We start from the raw sequence: 16,509 nt of genomic DNA on the forward strand, positions 1-16,509 counted from the left end.
CAGGTTCACCGCAGGTTTTGAATGCTGTGCAGTACCTGTGGGAGCGGGCGAGCCCGCGAAGAGGCAGACACGGTCTCAGGGCAAAGGCTTGGCCAACCGCGCCGGGCTGCGCGCCGCCAAACTGGCAAGGACGTAGTACAGTGCCCCACCCAGTAGCGAGCCGGTGAACCAACCGTAGTCGTAGAACCAGCTGAAACTGCTGTTGCCAATCGCCATCACGGTCAGCGCCACCGGTAAGGCAAAGGCGGCAAACCCAGCCCAGTTCCACGCCGGATACACGTCGTCGCGGTACAGCCCGGCCAGGTCCAGCTTCTGCCGGCGGATCAGGAAGTAGTCCACCACCATGATCCCGGCAATCGGCCCCAGCAGGCTGGAGTAGCCCAACAACCAGTTGGAATACACGCTCTCCAGGCTCAAGTCAGAGACGATCCAGCCCAGCTTCTTCAGCAACTCATGGCCCATCAGCGCCAGGCCGATGAAGCCGGTCAGCCACACCGCCCGGCTGCGCCCGATCAGGCGTGGGGCGATGTTCTGGAAGTCGTTGGTCGGCGACACGATGTTCGCCGCAGTGTTGGTCGACAGCGTGGCAATCACGATCAGCGCCATGGCCAGCGCTACCCAGAACGGGCTGTGGATCTTGCCGATCAGGCTGACCGGGTCGGACACCGTCTCGCCTACCAGCGACGCCGAGGCAGCGGTCAGCACCACACCCAGCGCGGCGAACAGGAACATGGTCAGCGGCAAGCCGAAGATCTGCCCGAGTATCTGGTCTTTCTGGCTGCGGGCGTAGCGGCTGAAGTCCGGGATGTTCAGCGACAGCGTGGCCCAGAAGCCGACCATGGCAGTAAGCCCGGCACAGAAATAACTGACCACGCTCGCCCCTTCCGGGCGCTTGGGCGGCTGCGCCAGCAGTTCGGTCATCGACATGTGTGGCAAGGCCCAGAACAACAGGCCGACACCCACCGCCACCAGCAGCGGTGCCGACAGCGTCTCGAGCCACTTGATCGACTCGGCGCCGCGCAACACCACCCACAGGTTCAGGCACCAGAAGATCATGAAGCCGATCACCTCGCCGGTGCCGCCCAAAGCCTTCCAGCCCTCGAACACCGAGCCGAGGAACAGGTGGATGGCCAGGCCGCCGAACATGGTCTGGATGCCGAACCAGCCGCAGGCGACCACCGCGCGGATCAGGCACGGCACGTTGGAACCGAGGATGCCGAACGACGAACGCAGCAGCACCGGGAACGGAATGCCGTACTTGGTGCCAGGAAATGCGTTGAGGGTGAGCGGGATCAGCACGATCAGGTTGGCCAGCAGGATCGCCAGCAAGGCCTCGCCCACGCTGAGGCCGAAATAGGCGGTGAGCACCCCGCCGAGGGTATAGGTGGGCACGCAGATGGACATACCCACCCACAGGGCGGTGATGTGCCATTTGTTCCAGGTGCGCTGGTGCACCTTGGTCGGTGCGATGTCGTGGTTGTAGCGCGGGCTGTCGAGGACATCACTGCCCTCGGACAGCTCGAACAGGCCATTGTGCTCGACCACTTCCGATCTGCTCTGTTGCATGGGGCCTTCTCCAGATTTTCTTGTAGTTGTTCGCTCATCGGGCTAATGCGATGGCCGGAGTACACACGCGTAATTGTGCTTAGAAATCTCGACCAGATTTTCATCTTGTCAAGTTAGTCAAAAATCCTGAAAACCCCGTAATCAGCACATCCGAAAAAATTAACTGTTAAATATCAACAAGTTAAAAACAATAAAATTAATAGGAAATTTTCTTGCCGAATCCAGAATCAGCATCTAGCCTCGAATCTTGTCAGGTATGACAGGATTAATCGCCCTGCTCGTCCTGCACCCGTGACAATTCCAAGAACCGGCCCAGACCGGTCAGCCTGCGAGGAAAACGGCATGTCCCTGTTGATCCGTGGCGCCACCGTGGTCACCCACGAAGAGAGTTACCCCGCCGATGTCCTGTGTGCCGATGGCCTGATCCGCGCCATCGGGCAAAACCTCGAACCGCCCACCGACTGCGAGATCCTCGACGGCAGCGGCCAGTACCTGATGCCCGGCGGCATCGACCCGCACACCCACATGCAATTGCCATTCATGGGCACCGTGGCCAGCGAGGACTTCTTCAGCGGCACCGCTGCAGGCCTGGCCGGCGGCACTACTTCGATCATCGATTTCGTCATCCCCAATCCGCAGCAGTCACTGCTGGAGGCCTTCCACACCTGGCGCGGCTGGGCGCAGAAGAGCGCCAGCGACTACGGTTTCCACGTCGCCATCACCTGGTGGAGCGAGCAGGTGGCCGAAGAGATGGGCGAATTGGTGGCCAAACATGGGGTGAACAGCTTCAAGCACTTCATGGCCTACAAGAACGCCATCATGGCCGCCGATGACACCCTGGTGGCCAGCTTCGAGCGCTGCCTGCAACTGGGTGCGGTGCCCACCGTGCATGCCGAGAACGGCGAACTGGTGTACCACCTGCAGAAAAAACTGCTGGCCCAAGGCCTGACCGGGCCGGAAGCCCACCCGCTGTCGCGCCCGGCCCAGGTGGAGGGCGAAGCGGCCAGCCGCGCCATCCGCATTGCCGAAACCCTCGGCACGCCGCTGTACCTGGTGCACATTTCCAGCCGCGAAGCGCTGGATGAAATCGCCTACGCCCGGGGCAAGGGCCAGCCGGTGTACGGCGAAGTGTTGCCCGGCCACCTGTTGCTGGACGACAGTGTCTACCGCGACCCAGACTGGGCCACCGCCGCTGGCTATGTGATGAGCCCGCCGTTCCGCCCACGCGAACACCAGGAAGCGCTGTGGCGCGGCCTGCAATCGGGCAACCTGCACACCACCGCCACCGACCACTGCTGCTTCTGCGCCGAGCAGAAGGCCATGGGCCGCGACGACTTCAGCCGCATTCCCAACGGCACCGCCGGTATCGAAGACCGCATGGCGGTGCTGTGGGATGCCGGGGTCAACAGCGGGCGCCTGTCGATGCATGAGTTCGTCGCGCTGACCTCTACCAACACGGCGAAAATCTTCAACCTGTTCCCCCGCAAGGGCGCCATCCGCGTCGGTGCCGATGCCGACCTGGTGCTGTGGGACCCGCAGGGCACACGCACGATCTCGGCCCAGACCCACCATCAGCGGGTGGACTTCAACATCTTCGAAGGCCGTACAGTGCGCGGCATTCCCAGCCACACCATCAGCCAGGGCAAGGTGCTCTGGGCCGATGGCGACCTGCGCGCGGAAGCGGGCGCGGGGCGCTATGTGGAACGGCCGGCGTATCCGTCGGTGTACGAGGTGCTGGGGCGCCGGGCCGAGCACCAGCGCCCGATGCCTGTACCGCGTTAAGGCCATTGGGGCTGCTGCGCAGCCCATCGCCGGCAAGCCAGCTCCCACCTCGACCGCGCTGTTTTCAAGGTCGGTGCAGTACCTGTGGGAGCTGGCTTGCCGGCGATTGGGGCGCAGAGCGCCCCCATTCCAAGCCAAATATAAGAACGAGAGGCTACAACCGTGATCGATGCCCTGAACCACTTGCCGCGCCCCCGGGCCGGCGCCGACCAGTTGGCCGAGCGCTTCAGCGACCTGGCCCCACCCCTCACCGCCCGCCAGGCCGCCGTCGAAAGCGCGCGCTGCCTGTACTGCTACGACGCCCCCTGCGTCAACGCCTGCCCAAGCGACATCGACATCCCGTCGTTCATCCACCGCATCAGCGACGAGAACCTGCAAGGCGCCGCCGAGCGCATCCTCTCGGCCAACATCCTCGGCGGCAGCTGTGCCCGCGTCTGTCCCACCGAAATCCTCTGCCAGCAAGCCTGCGTGCGCAACAACGCCGAAGAATGTGCACCAGTACTGATCGGCCAGTTGCAGCGCTACGCCGTGGACAATGCCCAGTTCAGCGAACACCCGTTCAAACGCTCCCCCGCCACCGGCAAACGCATCGCCGTGGTCGGTGCCGGCCCTGCCGGGCTGTCCTGCGCCCATCGCCTGGCCATGCACGGGCACGAGGTGGTGGTATTCGAGGCCTGTGACAAGGCCGGTGGCCTCAACGAGTACGGCATCGCCCGCTACAAACTGGTGGACGACTACGCCCAGCGTGAAGTGGAGTTCCTGCTCGGCATTGGCGGTATCGAAATTCGCCACGGTCAGCGCCTGGGCAGCAACCTCAGCCTGGGCGAACTGCGCGACCAATACGACGCGGTGTTCCTCGGCCTCGGCCTGAATGCCGTGCGCCAGCTGGGCCTACCCGATGAAGAAGCACCCGGCCTGCTCGCCGCCACCGAGTACATCCGTGAACTGCGCCAGGCCGATGACCTGAGCCAACTGCCACTGGCCGACCGCTGCCTGGTGATCGGTGCCGGCAACACTGCCATCGACATGGCCGTGCAGATGAGCCGCCTGGGCGCCCGCGACGTCAACCTGGTGTACCGTCGCGGCCACGCCGACATGGGTGCCACCGGCCACGAGCAGGACATCGCCAAGGCCAACCAGGTACGCCTGCACACCTGGGCCCGCCCCGACGCCGTGCTGCTGGACGACACCGGCAAGGTGCGCGGCATGCGCTTTGCCCGTACCGAACTGGCGGACGGCCGCCTGCGCGACACCGGCGAAACCTTCGAGCTGGCCGCCGATGCCATCTTCAAGGCCATCGGCCAGCGCTTCGACGACACCAGCCTCGGCGACCCGCTGGCCGCACAACTGGCCCGCGACGGCGAACGCATCCGCGTCGACGAACACCTGCGCACCAGCCTGCCGGGCGTATATGCCGGTGGCGACTGCACCGCTCTGGGCCAGGACCTCACCGTCCAGGCCGTGCAACACGGCAAGCTGGCCGCCGAAGCCATCCATGCCCAACTCATGCTCAACGTGGAGGCAGCGTAAATGGCCGACCTGTCCATCGATTTTGCCGGTATCAAGGCACCCAACCCCTTCTGGCTGGCCTCCGCACCGCCAACCGACAAGGCCTATAACGTGGTCCGCGCCTTCGAGGCCGGCTGGGGCGGCGTGGTCTGGAAAACCCTGGGCGAGGACCCAGCGGCGGTCAACGTGTCGTCGCGCTACTCGGCGCACTACGGTGCCAACCGCCAGGTGCAGGGCATCAACAATATCGAACTGATCACCGACCGCTCACTGGAAATCAACCTGCGCGAAATCACCCAGGTGAAGAAGGACTGGCCCGACCGCGCGCTGGTGGTGTCGCTGATGGTGCCGTGCGTGGAGGATTCGTGGAAGTTCATCCTGCCGCTGGTGGAAGCCACCGGTGCCGATGGCATCGAACTGAACTTCGGCTGCCCGCACGGCATGCCCGAACGCGGCATGGGGGCGGCAGTCGGCCAGGTGCCGGAATACGTGGAAATGGTCACCCGCTGGTGCAAGACGTACTGCTCGCTGCCGGTGATCGTCAAGCTCACACCGAACATCACCGACATCCGCCAGTCGGCCCGCGCCGCACACCGGGGCGGGGCCGATGCGGTGTCGCTGATCAACACCATCAACTCGATCACCAGCGTCGACCTCGACCGCATGGTGGCCCACCCCATCGTCGGTGACCAGAGCACCCACGGCGGTTATTGCGGTTCGGCGGTGAAGCCGATTGCCCTGAACATGGTGGCGGAAATCGCTCGCGACCCGGAAACGCGTGGCTTGCCGATTTGTGGCATTGGTGGCATCGGCAGCTGGCGTGACGCCGCCGAGTTCATGGCCCTGGGCAGTGGTGCGGTGCAGGTGTGCACGGCGGCGATGCTGCATGGCTTCCGCATTGTCGAAGATATGAAGGACGGCCTGGCACGCTGGATGGACCAGCACGGGCACCGCACTATCGAGGCGTTTCGTGGGCAGGCGGTGGGGCATACCACCGACTGGAAGTACCTGGACATCAACTACAAGTCTGTGGCGCACATCGACCAGGCGGCCTGCATTGGCTGCGGGCGCTGCCACATTGCCTGCGAGGACACTTCGCACCAGGCCATTGCCAGCACGCTGAAAGCTGACGGCACGCATGCCTACAGCGTGATCGAGGAGGAATGCGTGGGCTGCAACCTGTGCCAGATCACCTGCCCGGTGGAGAACTGCATCGACATGCAGGCGCAGGATACCGGCAAGCCGTACCTGAACTGGACGCAGGACCCGCGCAACCCCTACCGCGAAGCCAGCTGAAGTAATTGGGTCCGCTGCGCGGCCCTTCGCGGGCTTGCCCGCTCCCACAGGATCGCTGTCGCCCTCAAGAACGGCGCGGTACCTGTGGGAGCGGGCAAGCCCGCGAAGGGCCGCGCAGCGGACCCATCGGTCAGATCAAGGCTCCAGGCCAATCCCCCGCAAGATCACACTGGTCACCGTCTGCACCGCACTCTCGAACGCCATGTCCGACAGCACTTCGCCGCCATTGAGCAACTGCACCTGGTAGCCAAAGTCGGCATAGTGCTGGGTAGAAGCCCAGATCATGTACAGCAGCGCCGACGGCTCCACCGGCAGAATGCGCCCCTCCTCCACCCAGCGGCGGATCTTGGCTTCCTTCAGTTTGGCCCAGGGCACCAGGCTTTCATCCAGGTTAATCCCCAGCACCGGCGCGCCGTGCAGCATCTCTTCGGCCCAGATCTTCGAACCCAGCGGCCGCGAGCGCGAATGGCCCATCTTTGCCCGGATGTAACTGGTCAGCACCACACGCGGGTCGTCGAAGTTCTCGAAGCACAGCGCGTCCTGCTTCCACACATCCAGCAGGTCCTGCAGCACCGCGCGGAACAGCTCGTCCTTGGTGCTGAAGTAATAATGCAGGTTGGAGCGCGGCAACTCGGCCTGCTCGGCGATATCACCCATGGAGGTGGCGCCATAACCCTTCTCGGCGAACACCTTTTCCGCCGCGTGCAGGATCTTCTCGATATTGCGCCGACGGATTTCGATCTTGTGGTTGGCCATCAGGCTTGGGCCGCCCACACCGCCCGTTCATTGAACTCGATATTGTCAATCTGCCGATCAGTACCGCGAATGCCCATGTTTGCTCCGTGCTGAATGGTGTTTGCCCTAGTCTACTCCGGTCATTTCAGACTTTTACATCAGGCGGCTTGAAACAACCGGGTAATCACAGGCTGCTGGCGGTGACGCGCCTGCCAGATATCGTAGTCGGCCTGGATAGCCAACCACAGACGGGCGGTACTGATGCCCGCCATCTCCAGCCGCAACGCCAGGTCCGGAGACATCGCCGCACGGCCATGCAGCACTCGCGAAAGCGCTTCGCGGGAGAACCCAAGGTGCGATGCGAAGGCCTTCACCGTCAGGCCTAGCGCTGGCAGAACATCCTCGCGCAAAGCCTCGCCCGGGTGTGGCGGATTATGCAAAGGCATGATCAGCTCTCCTTTTCAGTGATAATCAAGGTAATCGACCAGTTCGACATCCGAACCCACGAAACGAAAGACCAGCCTCCAGTTGCCTGACACACTGACTGACCAGAAGTCTGATAAGTCACCCTTGAGCGGATGCAACTGCCAGCCCGGTACGCTCAAGTCCTGTGCAGCCATGGCACGATCGAGAAACTGCAATTGTCGTTTCAAGCGCTTCGCATGGGAGGCCTGGATCGCTCGGGTATTGCCCGTTTCATGAAAGATTCGCAGTCCCTTGTGTCGAAAACTGATGATCATGGGTAGCTCGCCGCGTCCATTTGGGAGACGGGCGCAGTGTGACCCCATGCATCACACGAAGCAAAGTATCATATGTGACGTTATGCGTCACATGTTGATTGCGACCGGAATGCCTTCGCTCGCCCCCTACCCACAACGCGCCCGGTCACGCACCGGGCACTGCGCCCGGTGCAGGTTCAGCGCGGTGTTGATGATGCCGATATGGCTGAACGCCTGGGGGTAGTTGCCGAGCATGCGCTGGCCGGCCGGGTCGTACTGTTCGGCCAGCAGGCCGAGGTCGTTGCACAGGCCGGTCAGGCGATCGTACAGTGCCTGTGCTTCTGCCTGACGCCCCAGTAGTACGTAGACGTCGGCCAGCCAGAACGAACACACCAGGAAGGTGCCCTCCCCTGGCGTCAGGCCGTCACTGCAGCTGTCGCTGTCGTAGCGCAGCAACAGGCCGTTTCTCAGTAGGCGCCGCTCGATCTGATCCAGCGTACGCAAGAAACGTGGGTCATCCGCTGGCAGAAAGCCGGTCAGGGCGATCTGCAACAGGCTGGCGTCCATTTCGCTCGAGCCGTAGGCCTGGACGAAAAAGCGGCCACTGGCATCCAGGCCTCGTTCACACACTTCGCGGTGAATTTCGTCGGCAACCTGGCGGTAATGCTGCCCACTCTCGCGGCCTTCTTCGGTAGTGTCGGCCAACCCTGCCGCACGGTCGAAGGCCACCCAGGCCATCACCTTGGAATGCACGAACTGCTGCCGGCCACCGCGCACTTCCCAGATGCCTTCGTCCGGCTCGCGCCAGATGCGTTCGACGTAGGGCAGGATCACCCGGGCGATGGCGGCGCTGCGCGGGTGGCGGGGCAAGCCGCCCTTGATCGAATGGGTCATGGCATCGGCCAGTTCGCCATAGATGTCCAGCTGCATCTGTGCCGACGCGGCATTGCCCACCCGTACCGGCTGCGAATGCTCGTAACCGGCCAGCCACGGCAAGGTGTATTCCTGCAGGTCGCGCTCGCCGGCCAGGCCATACATGATCTGCATCTGCTCGGGGTTGCCAGCCACCGAACGCAGCAGCCATTCACGCCAGGCCAGGGCTTCGTCGAAGTAGCCGAGGTTCATGAAGGCCAACAGGGTCATGGTGGCGTCGCGCAACCAGCAGAAGCGGTAGTCCCAATTGCGCTCATGGCCAATGCGCTCGGGCAGCGAAGTGGTGACAGCCGCTACGATGCCTCCCGTTGGGGCATAGGTCATGGCCTTGAGGGTAAGCAGCGAGCGGCGAACCAGGGCGCTGTGCGGGCCCACCTGCGGGCAGCGGGCGGCGAAAGCCTGCCATTGGTCGATAGTCTGAGCCAGGGCCTCGTCGATATCGCAGTCGGGCAGCACTGGCAGATGCGAGGGCTGGTGGCGAAGGCTGAAGACCTGACGTTCGCCAGCGCACACGCGAAAGCGGGCGACGGTGTGATGGTCGCGACCATGGGGCGGTACGGTACTGCACAGGATCAACCGGTCGGGGCCGGCGACGGCGCTGAGGGTCTGCGGGTCGAGCCGTTCAACCCAAGGGACGCTGCGGCCGTAGTCGAAGCGCATGACAAGGTCCATTTCGAAGTTGGTTTCGCCGGAGATGCCCTCGACGATGCGCACCACCGAATTGACCTCGCCCAGCGGCATGAAGTCGAGCATGCGGGCCCGGCCGGTGGCGGTGACCCAGGTGGTTTCCAATACCAGGGTATCGTCCAGGTATTGACGGCTGCTGTGCTCGACAGTGTCGCAGGGGGCCAGGCGCCAGCGGCCGTTTTCTTCGTTGCCCAGGAGTGCCGCGAATACCGCCGGGGCGTCGAAGCGCGGCAGGCATAGCCAGTCGAGCGAGCCATCGCGGCTGACCAGGGCGGCGCTGCGGCAGTTGCCCAGCAGCGCGTAGTCTTCGATATGAGCGGGCATTGGGCCTCCTTTGTGTGATTGCCTGGGCTGGCCTCTTCGCGGGCTTGCCCGCTCCCACAGGTGCAGCACAGGCCTTTAAACCGGTGACATGCATGTGGGAGCGGGCGTGCCCGCGAAAAGGCCGGTACAGACTTACAAACATTTCACCCCAACCGATGCCACTCCCGCTTGTCCCGCGCCAGCAACTCATTGCCGGCCTCGGGCCCATCTTCACCAGCCGGGTACTCATGCACCTCGCCCCCCTGCGCCCAGGCATCGAGAAACGGCTGCACCGCACGCCAGCCATTCTCGATGTTGTCGGCGCGCTGGAACAGGGTCTGGTCACCGGTCAGGCAGTCGTAGATCAGCGTCTCGTAGCCGGTAGCCGGGGTCATCTTGAAGAAGTCCTTGTAGGCAAAGCCCAGCTCTACATTCTCCATCACCAGCTCCGGCCCGGGGCGCTTGGCCTGCAGGTCGAACCACATGCCTTCGTTGGGCTGAATCTGGATCTTCAGGTAGTTGGGCTTGGGCCGCTCCAGCTCGGACTCACGGAACTGAGCATAAGGCGCGGGCTTGAAGCAGATGGCAATCTCGGTGTCGCGCACACTCATGCGCTTGCCAGTGCGCAGGTAGAACGGCACACCGGCCCAGCGCCAGTTGTCGATCATCACCTTCAGCGCCACGTAGGTCTCGGTCTGGCTGTCAGCCGCAACGTTGACCTCCTTGCGGTAGCCAGGCAGTTGCTTGCGGCCCTGCTTGCCAGCGCTGTACTGACCACGCACGGAATTTTTCAGGGCCATCTTCACCGACCACGGGCGGATGGCGCCAACCACCTTGGCCTTTTCGCTGCGCACGGCATCGGCGGCGAATGCAGCCGGTGGCTCCATGGCCACCATCGCCAGCAACTGGAACAGGTGGTTGGGCACCATGTCACGCAGGGCGCCGGTGCTGTCATAGAAGGCGCCACGGGTCTCGACGCCAACGGTTTCGGCGGCGGTAATCTGCACATGATCGATGTAGTGGTTGTTCCAGAACGATTCGAACAGGCCATTGGAAAAACGGCTGACCAGAATGTTCTGCACCGTTTCCTTGCCCAGGTAATGGTCGATGCGATAGATCTGCCGCTCGCCCATCACTTTCAGCAGGCAGGCGTTGAGCGCCTCGGCGCTGGCCAGGTCGGTGCCGAAGGGTTTTTCGACCACCACGCGACGAAAGCCGCCGGCGGACTCGTCGAGCAATCCGGCCTGCCCGAGGCGCAAGGCGACTTCCGGGAAGAAGCGCGGCGAAGTCGCCAGGTAGAAGATGGCGTTGCCGTGACCCGTCTTGTCGATGCGTTTGGCGATGGCCTGGTAAGTGGCCGGATCGAGGAAGTCGCCGGTCTGGTAACCCAAGCGCTTGGCCAGACGTGCCCAGAGCTTTTCGTCCAGGCATTTGGCCCCGCCCTCGCCACCCTTGTCGCGTTCGACCATGAATGCGTGCAAGCGCTCGGCGAACTCCTCGGCACTGGCCGGGTTGTGATCGACGCCGACGATGCGCAGGTTTCGGTCCAGCAAGCCGTCGCGGCCGAGGTTGTACAGCGCCGGCATCAGCAGGCGCTTGACCAGGTCGCCGTTGGCGCCGAACAGGAACAGGGTACAGGGTGGCGCGGCCGGAATGGTCTGTTCAGTCATTCGCCTTTCTTCTCGACGTGGCCACCGAAGCCCAGGCGCATGGCCGAGAGTATCTTGTCACCATAGGTGCCCTGCTGCTGGCGCGAACGGAAGCGCGCGAACAGTGCGCTGGACAGCACCGGCACCGGCACCGCCTGCTCGACGGCAGCGTCGATGGTCCAGCGGCCTTCGCCACTGTCGGACACCGAGCCGCTGAACTGCGACAGCTGCGGATCGGCCACCAGGGCGTCGGCGGTGAGGTCGAGCAGCCACGAGGTGACCACACTGCCGCGGCGCCACACTTCGGCAATTTCCGCCACGTTCAGGTCGAAGCGCTGGTCTTCCGGCAGTTCGCTGCCACCCTTGCTGCGCAGCAGGTCAAAGCCTTCGGCATAGGCCTGCATCAGGCCGTATTCGATGCCGTTGTGCACCATTTTCACGTAATGCCCGGCGCCGGGGGGGCCGGCGTGGATGTAGCCATGCTCGGCGCGCTGGTGTTCACCGTTACGGCCATGGGTACGCGGGATATCACCCACGCCTGGCGCCAACGCCTTGAACAGTGGCTCCAGGCGTTCGAACACGTCTTTTTCGCCACCGATCATCATGCAGTAGCCACGGTCCAGGCCCCACACACCACCGGAGGTACCCACGTCCAGGTAGTGCAGGCCGCGCTTGGCCAGCTCAGCGGCGCGGCGCATGTCGTCCTTGTAGAAGGTGTTGCCGCCGTCGATGATCGCATCGCCCGGCTCCAGCAGCTCGGCCAGTTGGGCGATGGTCTGCTCGGTCGGCTCCCCGGCCGGCAGCATCACCCACACCGCACGCGGCGCCTTCAGTTTCTGTACCAGCGCGCCCAGGTCGTGCGCGCCCTGGGCGCCCTCGCCCTCCAACCCGCTGATGGCCTCACGGTTACGGTCATGCACCACAGTGCGGTGGCCGGCGCGCATCAGGCGCCTTGCGATATTGCCGCCCATGCGGCCCAGCCCGATGATTCCCAGTTGCATGAGCCGATGCTCCCCTTTCGAAATGGATGACAACACAGTCCAGCTTTTCAGATTAGTCCAGCGTACCGCACGAGGGTTCAGCGACGAACGGCGAGACCACGATAAACAAAAAAGTTCCCAAGACCGGTGAAAGAATTCAAAATGCGCCCCGCGTGAAGCGTCTACGCTTTGACTTGTCACCAGCCAAAACCGCGAGGTGTGCTCATGGGTACCTTGATGCCTGCAACCCCAACCCAGACCCTCTATGTCTCCGTGCGCCGTGATGAGCTGCGTAAATTGAAGGACGAACGTGACCAGTTGCGCCAGCAGGTCGCCCAGTTGAACCTGCTGCTGGAACAGGCGCGTAGCGACGGTAAAACCGTCAGTTTCTAATCTCCCTCCCCTGTGGGAGCATGGCGCTCCCACACTGCCGGCCCCATCAATAGAAAAAGTTTGAATTGGGAACGATTCGCGTTTATGGTGCGCGCTTTTCTCCCACAAACTTGCTCCCGGGGCGTTGCATGGCCACCCATGAAACGGATGCGATCATTCCGCTCGAGGCGCTTTACCGCAGCGAGCGCGGCTGGCTGCACGCTTGGCTGAGGCGTTCTCTGGGCTGCTCCCAGCAGGCGGCAGACCTGGCCCAGGATACCTTCCTGCGCTTGTTGGTGCGTAACCAGCCCATCTGCGCCCAGGCCCCACGTGCGCTGCTGGCGCGCATCGCCCGCGGCCTGGTGGTCGACCACTGGCGGCGCGACGCCCTGCAGCGCGCCTATCTGCAAACCCTGGCGCAGTTGCCCGATACCAGCTATCCGTCGCCCGAAGTACGCCACGAGGCACTGCAATGCCTGGAGCGCATCGCGCAGTTGCTCGACGGCCTCAAGCCGGCTGTACGTGAGGCCTTTCTGCTGTACCAGCTCGGAGGCCTGACGCACAGCCAGATTGCCGAACAGCTACAGGTGTCCAGCCGCACGGTCGAGCGCCATGTGGCCAAGGCCCTGCTGCACTGCTACCGGGTGTGCTTCGAATGAGGGCCTCGGCTGAGCGCCTGCCGGAAACCATCGTGCGCATGGCCATTGAATGGCAGATGCGCCTGCGCGCCAACCCGGACAATGTCGAGCTGTTCAGCCAGTGCCAGGCCTGGCGCCTGGGCGATGCCCGCCACGAGCTGGCCTGGCAACGCATGCAGCAGGTCAGCGGGCATTTCCATGGCAACCACTTGCCCGACGCCACACGCACCGTCGCGCTGCTGCGCAATGCCGAGGTCGACTTGACCCGCCGCCGCACCTTGAAGCTACTGGGTGTAGGGCTGGCCGCCGGCAGTGCCTCGCTGTTGCTGGCCAACGCACCGCAGGGCTGGCGCAGTGACTTTGCCACCCAGGTCGGCGAACGCCGGCAACTGTTGGTCGATGGCGGTGTACAGCTGCAACTGAACACCGACAGTGCCGTGGACGTGCACGGCCGCGAGATCTTTTTGCACAGCGGCGAGGTGCTGGTGGACGGCGCTGACTGGCGTGTGCGCTGCAAGTACGGGGTATGCGACGCCAGCCAGGCGCGGGCGGTGCTGCGTGAGCGCGAAGGCTATAGCGAACTGCATGTCGAGCGCGGCGAAGTGCGGGTGAGCGCCGCCGCAGGCAGTCAGCGCGTACAGGCCGGCCATGGCTTGGCGCTGTACCCTGGGCAGTTGGCAGCTCTGCACAGCGGCGCCCTTGACCCTTTCGCCTGGGCGCGCGGCTTGTTGATCGTCAACGACATACGCCTGGCCGAATTCCTTTCCGAAGCCTCACGCTACCGGCGCGGCTGGCTGCACTGCGACCCACAGCTCGCCGACCTGCGCCTGTCCGGCGTGTTTCGCCTGGACGAACCGGCCACCTTGCTCGGCAACATCACCTACCTGCTACCCGTGCGTATAGAACAACGCACCCGTTGGTGGGTGCGGGTGGTGGCACAGGCCTGAAAAATATTGTCGGACTTTGCCATTTCATCCGGTTAGGGCTGATCACTCCCTGAATGGACCCCTCCATGTTACCTGCCCGCCTGCCGTTGCCCTCTCGCCCCCTGTCCCGCGCCGTGTGCCTGGCGCTGACCCTGCTCGCCGCCAGCACGCACGCCGCGACGGCGACCACCCCGAGCATACCGGCAGGCCCCTTGGGGCAAGCCTTGAGCAGCTTTGCCGAACGCACAGGCATCACCCTGTCGTTCTCGCCAGAGGCCGTACAAGGCTTGAACAGCCCAGGCCTTGCCGGCGGTGGCTCGGTGGAGGACGGCCTTGCGCAACTGCTCAAAGGCAGTGGCCTGGCGCCGCACAAGACCAGCTCCGGCTATGTTGTGCTGCCCGCGCACAGCGAGTCTGGCCTGCAGTTGGACCCAACCAGCATCGATGCCAGCGCCTCGCAAAGCGCCTTCGCCCCGGTACCCGGCTACTTCGCCAGCAACGCCAGCAGCGCTACCAAGAGCGACCGGCCGATCCTGGAAACCGCGCAAAGCATCAGCGTGGTAACCGCCGAGCAGATCGCCGACCGCAAGGTCGACCGGGTCGAGGATGCCGTGGCCTACACGGCCGGCGTGCGGGTCGGTGCCTCGGGGCTGGACCCACGCTTCGACATGATCAGTATCCGCGGCTTCGAAACCACCATCGGTGCCGATTTCCTCGATGGCCTGCGCCAGCCCGGCAGCGGCTGGCTATCGCTGTACCAGACCGAAGCCTACGGCCTGGAGCGCATTGAAGTACTCAAGGGCCCCTCATCGGTGATGTACGGGCAGATCAGCCCGGGCGGCATGGTCAACCGCGTGAGCAAGCGCCCGAGCCTGCAGGCCAGGAACGAAGTACAGGTGCAGGCGGGCAACTACGACCATCAGCAAGGCCAGTTCGACCTGGGCGGCAAGCTGGATGATTCGGGCGATGTGCTGTACCGCGTGGTCGGCGTGTATCGCGATGCGGAAAACTACATAGAGCAGCTGAACAACGATGTACGCCTGATCGCACCCTCGCTGACTTGGCAGATCGACCCCGACACCAGTCTGACCTTGCTGGCGCAGTACCAGGAGCGCGAAACCGCCGCCTCACCGATGCTGTACCAGCAAGGCGACCACCTGACCAACTTCTGGCAGGGCGACGAATATTTCGACAAGCTGCAGCAACGTCAATGGACCTTCGGCTACGAATTCGAGCACGCCTTCAACGACACGTTCAGCTTCCAGCAGAACCTGCGCTACGGCCAGGTCGACACCACCAACCAGTACCTGCAACCCTACCAGGAGCGTGAAGGGCACATCCTCGACCGCTACGCCGTTGGCGTTTACGAAGACATGTCGACGCTGTCGGCCGATACCCGCCTGGTAAGCCGTTTCGACACCGGCGCGCTGCACCACACCCTGCTCACTGGCATCGACTACGGCTGGATCGACACCTCGCTACTGTATGCCAGCGGCCCGGCCCCCTCGATCGACCGCTTTGCACCCAACTACCACCAGCCGGTGGCCAAGCCCGGTACGCCACTGGCTGACGAAGACGGCCTGGAACAACGCACCGGCCTGTACCTGCAGGACCAGCTCGACCTCGGCCGCTGGCGCCTGTCGGCGGGCCTGCGTCGCGACTTCGTGCATGTACGCCGTAGCGACAACCTCAGCGGTATCAACCGCAAGACCAGTGATTCGGCCACCACCGGTTCGGTTGGCGTGCTCTACCTGTTCGACAACGGCCTGGCGCCCTATGCCAGCTACGCCACCTCGTTCCAGCCGCAGAGCGGCAGCGGTGCGTTCAAGCCCACAGAGGGCGAGCAGTATGAAGTGGGCCTCAAGTACCAACCGCCCGGCAGTGCGACCCTGCTGACCGCTTCGCTGTACCACCTGGCCCAGAAGAACGTGCTGACCCGCGACCTGGCCAACCCGATCAACAGCATCCCCACCGGCGAGCAGGTGTCCAAGGGCCTGGAGCTGGAAGCAGTGTCCGACCTCGGCGACCGCCTGAAGATGACCGCCAGCTACAGCTACAACGACCCGGAAGTGACCAAGAGCAACGACGGCAACGAAGGCAAGCAACCGCTGAACGTGCCCCGCCACCTGGCCTCGCTGTGGCTCGACTACCGCCTGCCGATGGGCCTGGGGGTAGCGGGTGGTGCGCGCTACACCGGCAGCAACTATGGCGATGCGCAGAACACCGTGAAGAACGAAGGCTACACCCTGGTCGATGCCGGCGTGCATTACGACTTCGGCGGCAGCCTGGACGGCGTGCGCCTGGCCTTGAACGCCCGCAACCTGTTCGACAAACGCTACATCAGTTGCGAGCAAGGCTATTGCTACCGGGGTGAAGCGCGCAGCGTGGTTACCAGCCTGAGCTATCGCTGGTAA

The 16,509-nt window shown here is 63.8% G+C and carries 14 protein-coding genes; 7 read left to right on the forward strand and 7 right to left on the reverse strand.

Going from position 1 to position 16,509, the window contains the following annotated elements:
- Positions 1-75: 75 nt before the first annotated feature.
- Positions 76-1,566 carry an NCS1 family nucleobase:cation symporter-1 gene (locus tag TZ03_RS02580; protein ID WP_051095594.1) on the reverse strand — a complete coding sequence of 497 codons (1,491 nt, stop codon included), beginning with the start codon at positions 1,564-1,566 and terminating at the stop codon, positions 76-78.
- A gap of 342 nt (positions 1,567-1,908) precedes the next feature.
- On the opposite strand from TZ03_RS02580, the gene hydA reads away from it, so the two are divergent.
- The 3 genes from hydA to preA all read left to right on the forward strand — a co-directional run bounded on the left by hydA (position 1,909) and on the right by preA (position 6,153).
- The gene (hydA, locus tag TZ03_RS02585) at positions 1,909-3,348 is read left to right on the forward strand and encodes a dihydropyrimidinase (RefSeq protein WP_051095595.1); all 1,440 of its coding nucleotides are present in this window, start codon (positions 1,909-1,911) and stop codon (positions 3,346-3,348) included.
- A gap of 162 nt (positions 3,349-3,510) precedes the next feature.
- Positions 3,511-4,878 (forward strand): NAD(P)-dependent oxidoreductase, encoded by a 1,368-nt coding sequence (locus TZ03_RS02590; RefSeq protein ID WP_051095596.1) that lies wholly within the window; start codon positions 3,511-3,513, stop codon positions 4,876-4,878.
- Complete coding sequence (gene preA / locus TZ03_RS02595; RefSeq protein WP_051095597.1) at positions 4,879-6,153, forward strand: NAD-dependent dihydropyrimidine dehydrogenase subunit PreA; 1,275 nt, start codon at positions 4,879-4,881, stop codon at positions 6,151-6,153.
- A 135-nt stretch (positions 6,154-6,288) separates the two neighbouring features.
- Here preA and TZ03_RS02600 read toward each other — a convergent pair whose 3' ends face one another.
- The 6 genes from TZ03_RS02600 to gnd form a co-directional block, all read right to left on the reverse strand.
- Positions 6,289-6,909 carry a TetR/AcrR family transcriptional regulator gene (locus tag TZ03_RS02600; RefSeq protein WP_051095788.1) on the reverse strand — a complete coding sequence of 207 codons (621 nt, stop codon included), beginning with the start codon at positions 6,907-6,909 and terminating at the stop codon, positions 6,289-6,291.
- Positions 6,910-7,046: 137 nt separating this feature from the next.
- Positions 7,047-7,334: a HigA family addiction module antitoxin gene (locus tag TZ03_RS02605; RefSeq protein WP_051095598.1), complete on the reverse strand. Its 288-nt coding sequence runs from the start codon at positions 7,332-7,334 to the stop codon at positions 7,047-7,049.
- 15 nt (positions 7,335-7,349) lie between these two features.
- Positions 7,350-7,628, reverse strand: a complete 279-nt coding sequence (locus TZ03_RS02610) for a type II toxin-antitoxin system RelE/ParE family toxin (RefSeq protein WP_051095599.1) — start codon at positions 7,626-7,628, stop codon at positions 7,350-7,352.
- Positions 7,629-7,754: 126 nt separating this feature from the next.
- On the reverse strand, positions 7,755-9,551 hold the full coding sequence (locus tag TZ03_RS02615) for a glycoside hydrolase family 15 protein (RefSeq protein WP_051095600.1): 1,797 nt from the start codon (positions 9,549-9,551) through the stop codon (positions 7,755-7,757).
- 143 nt (positions 9,552-9,694) lie between these two features.
- Positions 9,695-11,200, reverse strand: a complete 1,506-nt coding sequence (zwf, locus tag TZ03_RS02620; protein ID WP_051095601.1) for a glucose-6-phosphate dehydrogenase — start codon at positions 11,198-11,200, stop codon at positions 9,695-9,697.
- Entirely contained in the window at positions 11,197-12,360 is a 1,164-nt protein-coding gene (gene gnd / locus TZ03_RS02625) for a phosphogluconate dehydrogenase (NAD(+)-dependent, decarboxylating) (protein ID WP_269082539.1), read from the reverse strand. The genes zwf and gnd overlap by 4 nt, the downstream gene beginning before the upstream one ends.
- A 24-nt stretch (positions 12,361-12,384) precedes the next feature.
- On the opposite strand from gnd, the gene TZ03_RS31185 reads away from it, so the two are divergent.
- The 4 genes from TZ03_RS31185 (at position 12,385) to TZ03_RS02640 (ending at position 16,509) form a co-directional block, all read left to right on the forward strand.
- Positions 12,385-12,552, forward strand: coding sequence for a DUF6026 family protein (locus tag TZ03_RS31185; RefSeq protein WP_236692759.1), 168 nt, complete (start codon positions 12,385-12,387; stop codon positions 12,550-12,552).
- Positions 12,553-12,680: 128 nt separating this feature from the next.
- Positions 12,681-13,190 carry a sigma-70 family RNA polymerase sigma factor gene (locus tag TZ03_RS02630; protein ID WP_051095603.1) on the forward strand — a complete coding sequence of 170 codons (510 nt, stop codon included), beginning with the start codon at positions 12,681-12,683 and terminating at the stop codon, positions 13,188-13,190.
- On the forward strand, positions 13,187-14,116 hold the full coding sequence (locus tag TZ03_RS02635) for a DUF4880 domain-containing protein (RefSeq protein ID WP_051095604.1): 930 nt from the start codon (positions 13,187-13,189) through the stop codon (positions 14,114-14,116). The genes TZ03_RS02630 and TZ03_RS02635 overlap by 4 nt, the downstream gene beginning before the upstream one ends.
- 65 nt (positions 14,117-14,181) lie before the next feature.
- Entirely contained in the window at positions 14,182-16,509 is a 2,328-nt protein-coding gene (locus TZ03_RS02640; protein WP_236692760.1) for a TonB-dependent siderophore receptor, read from the forward strand.

The sequence above is a fragment of the Pseudomonas sp. 10-1B genome, from assembly GCF_000935045.1.
In the GTDB taxonomy this organism is placed as follows: Bacteria; Pseudomonadota; Gammaproteobacteria; order Pseudomonadales; family Pseudomonadaceae; genus Aquipseudomonas.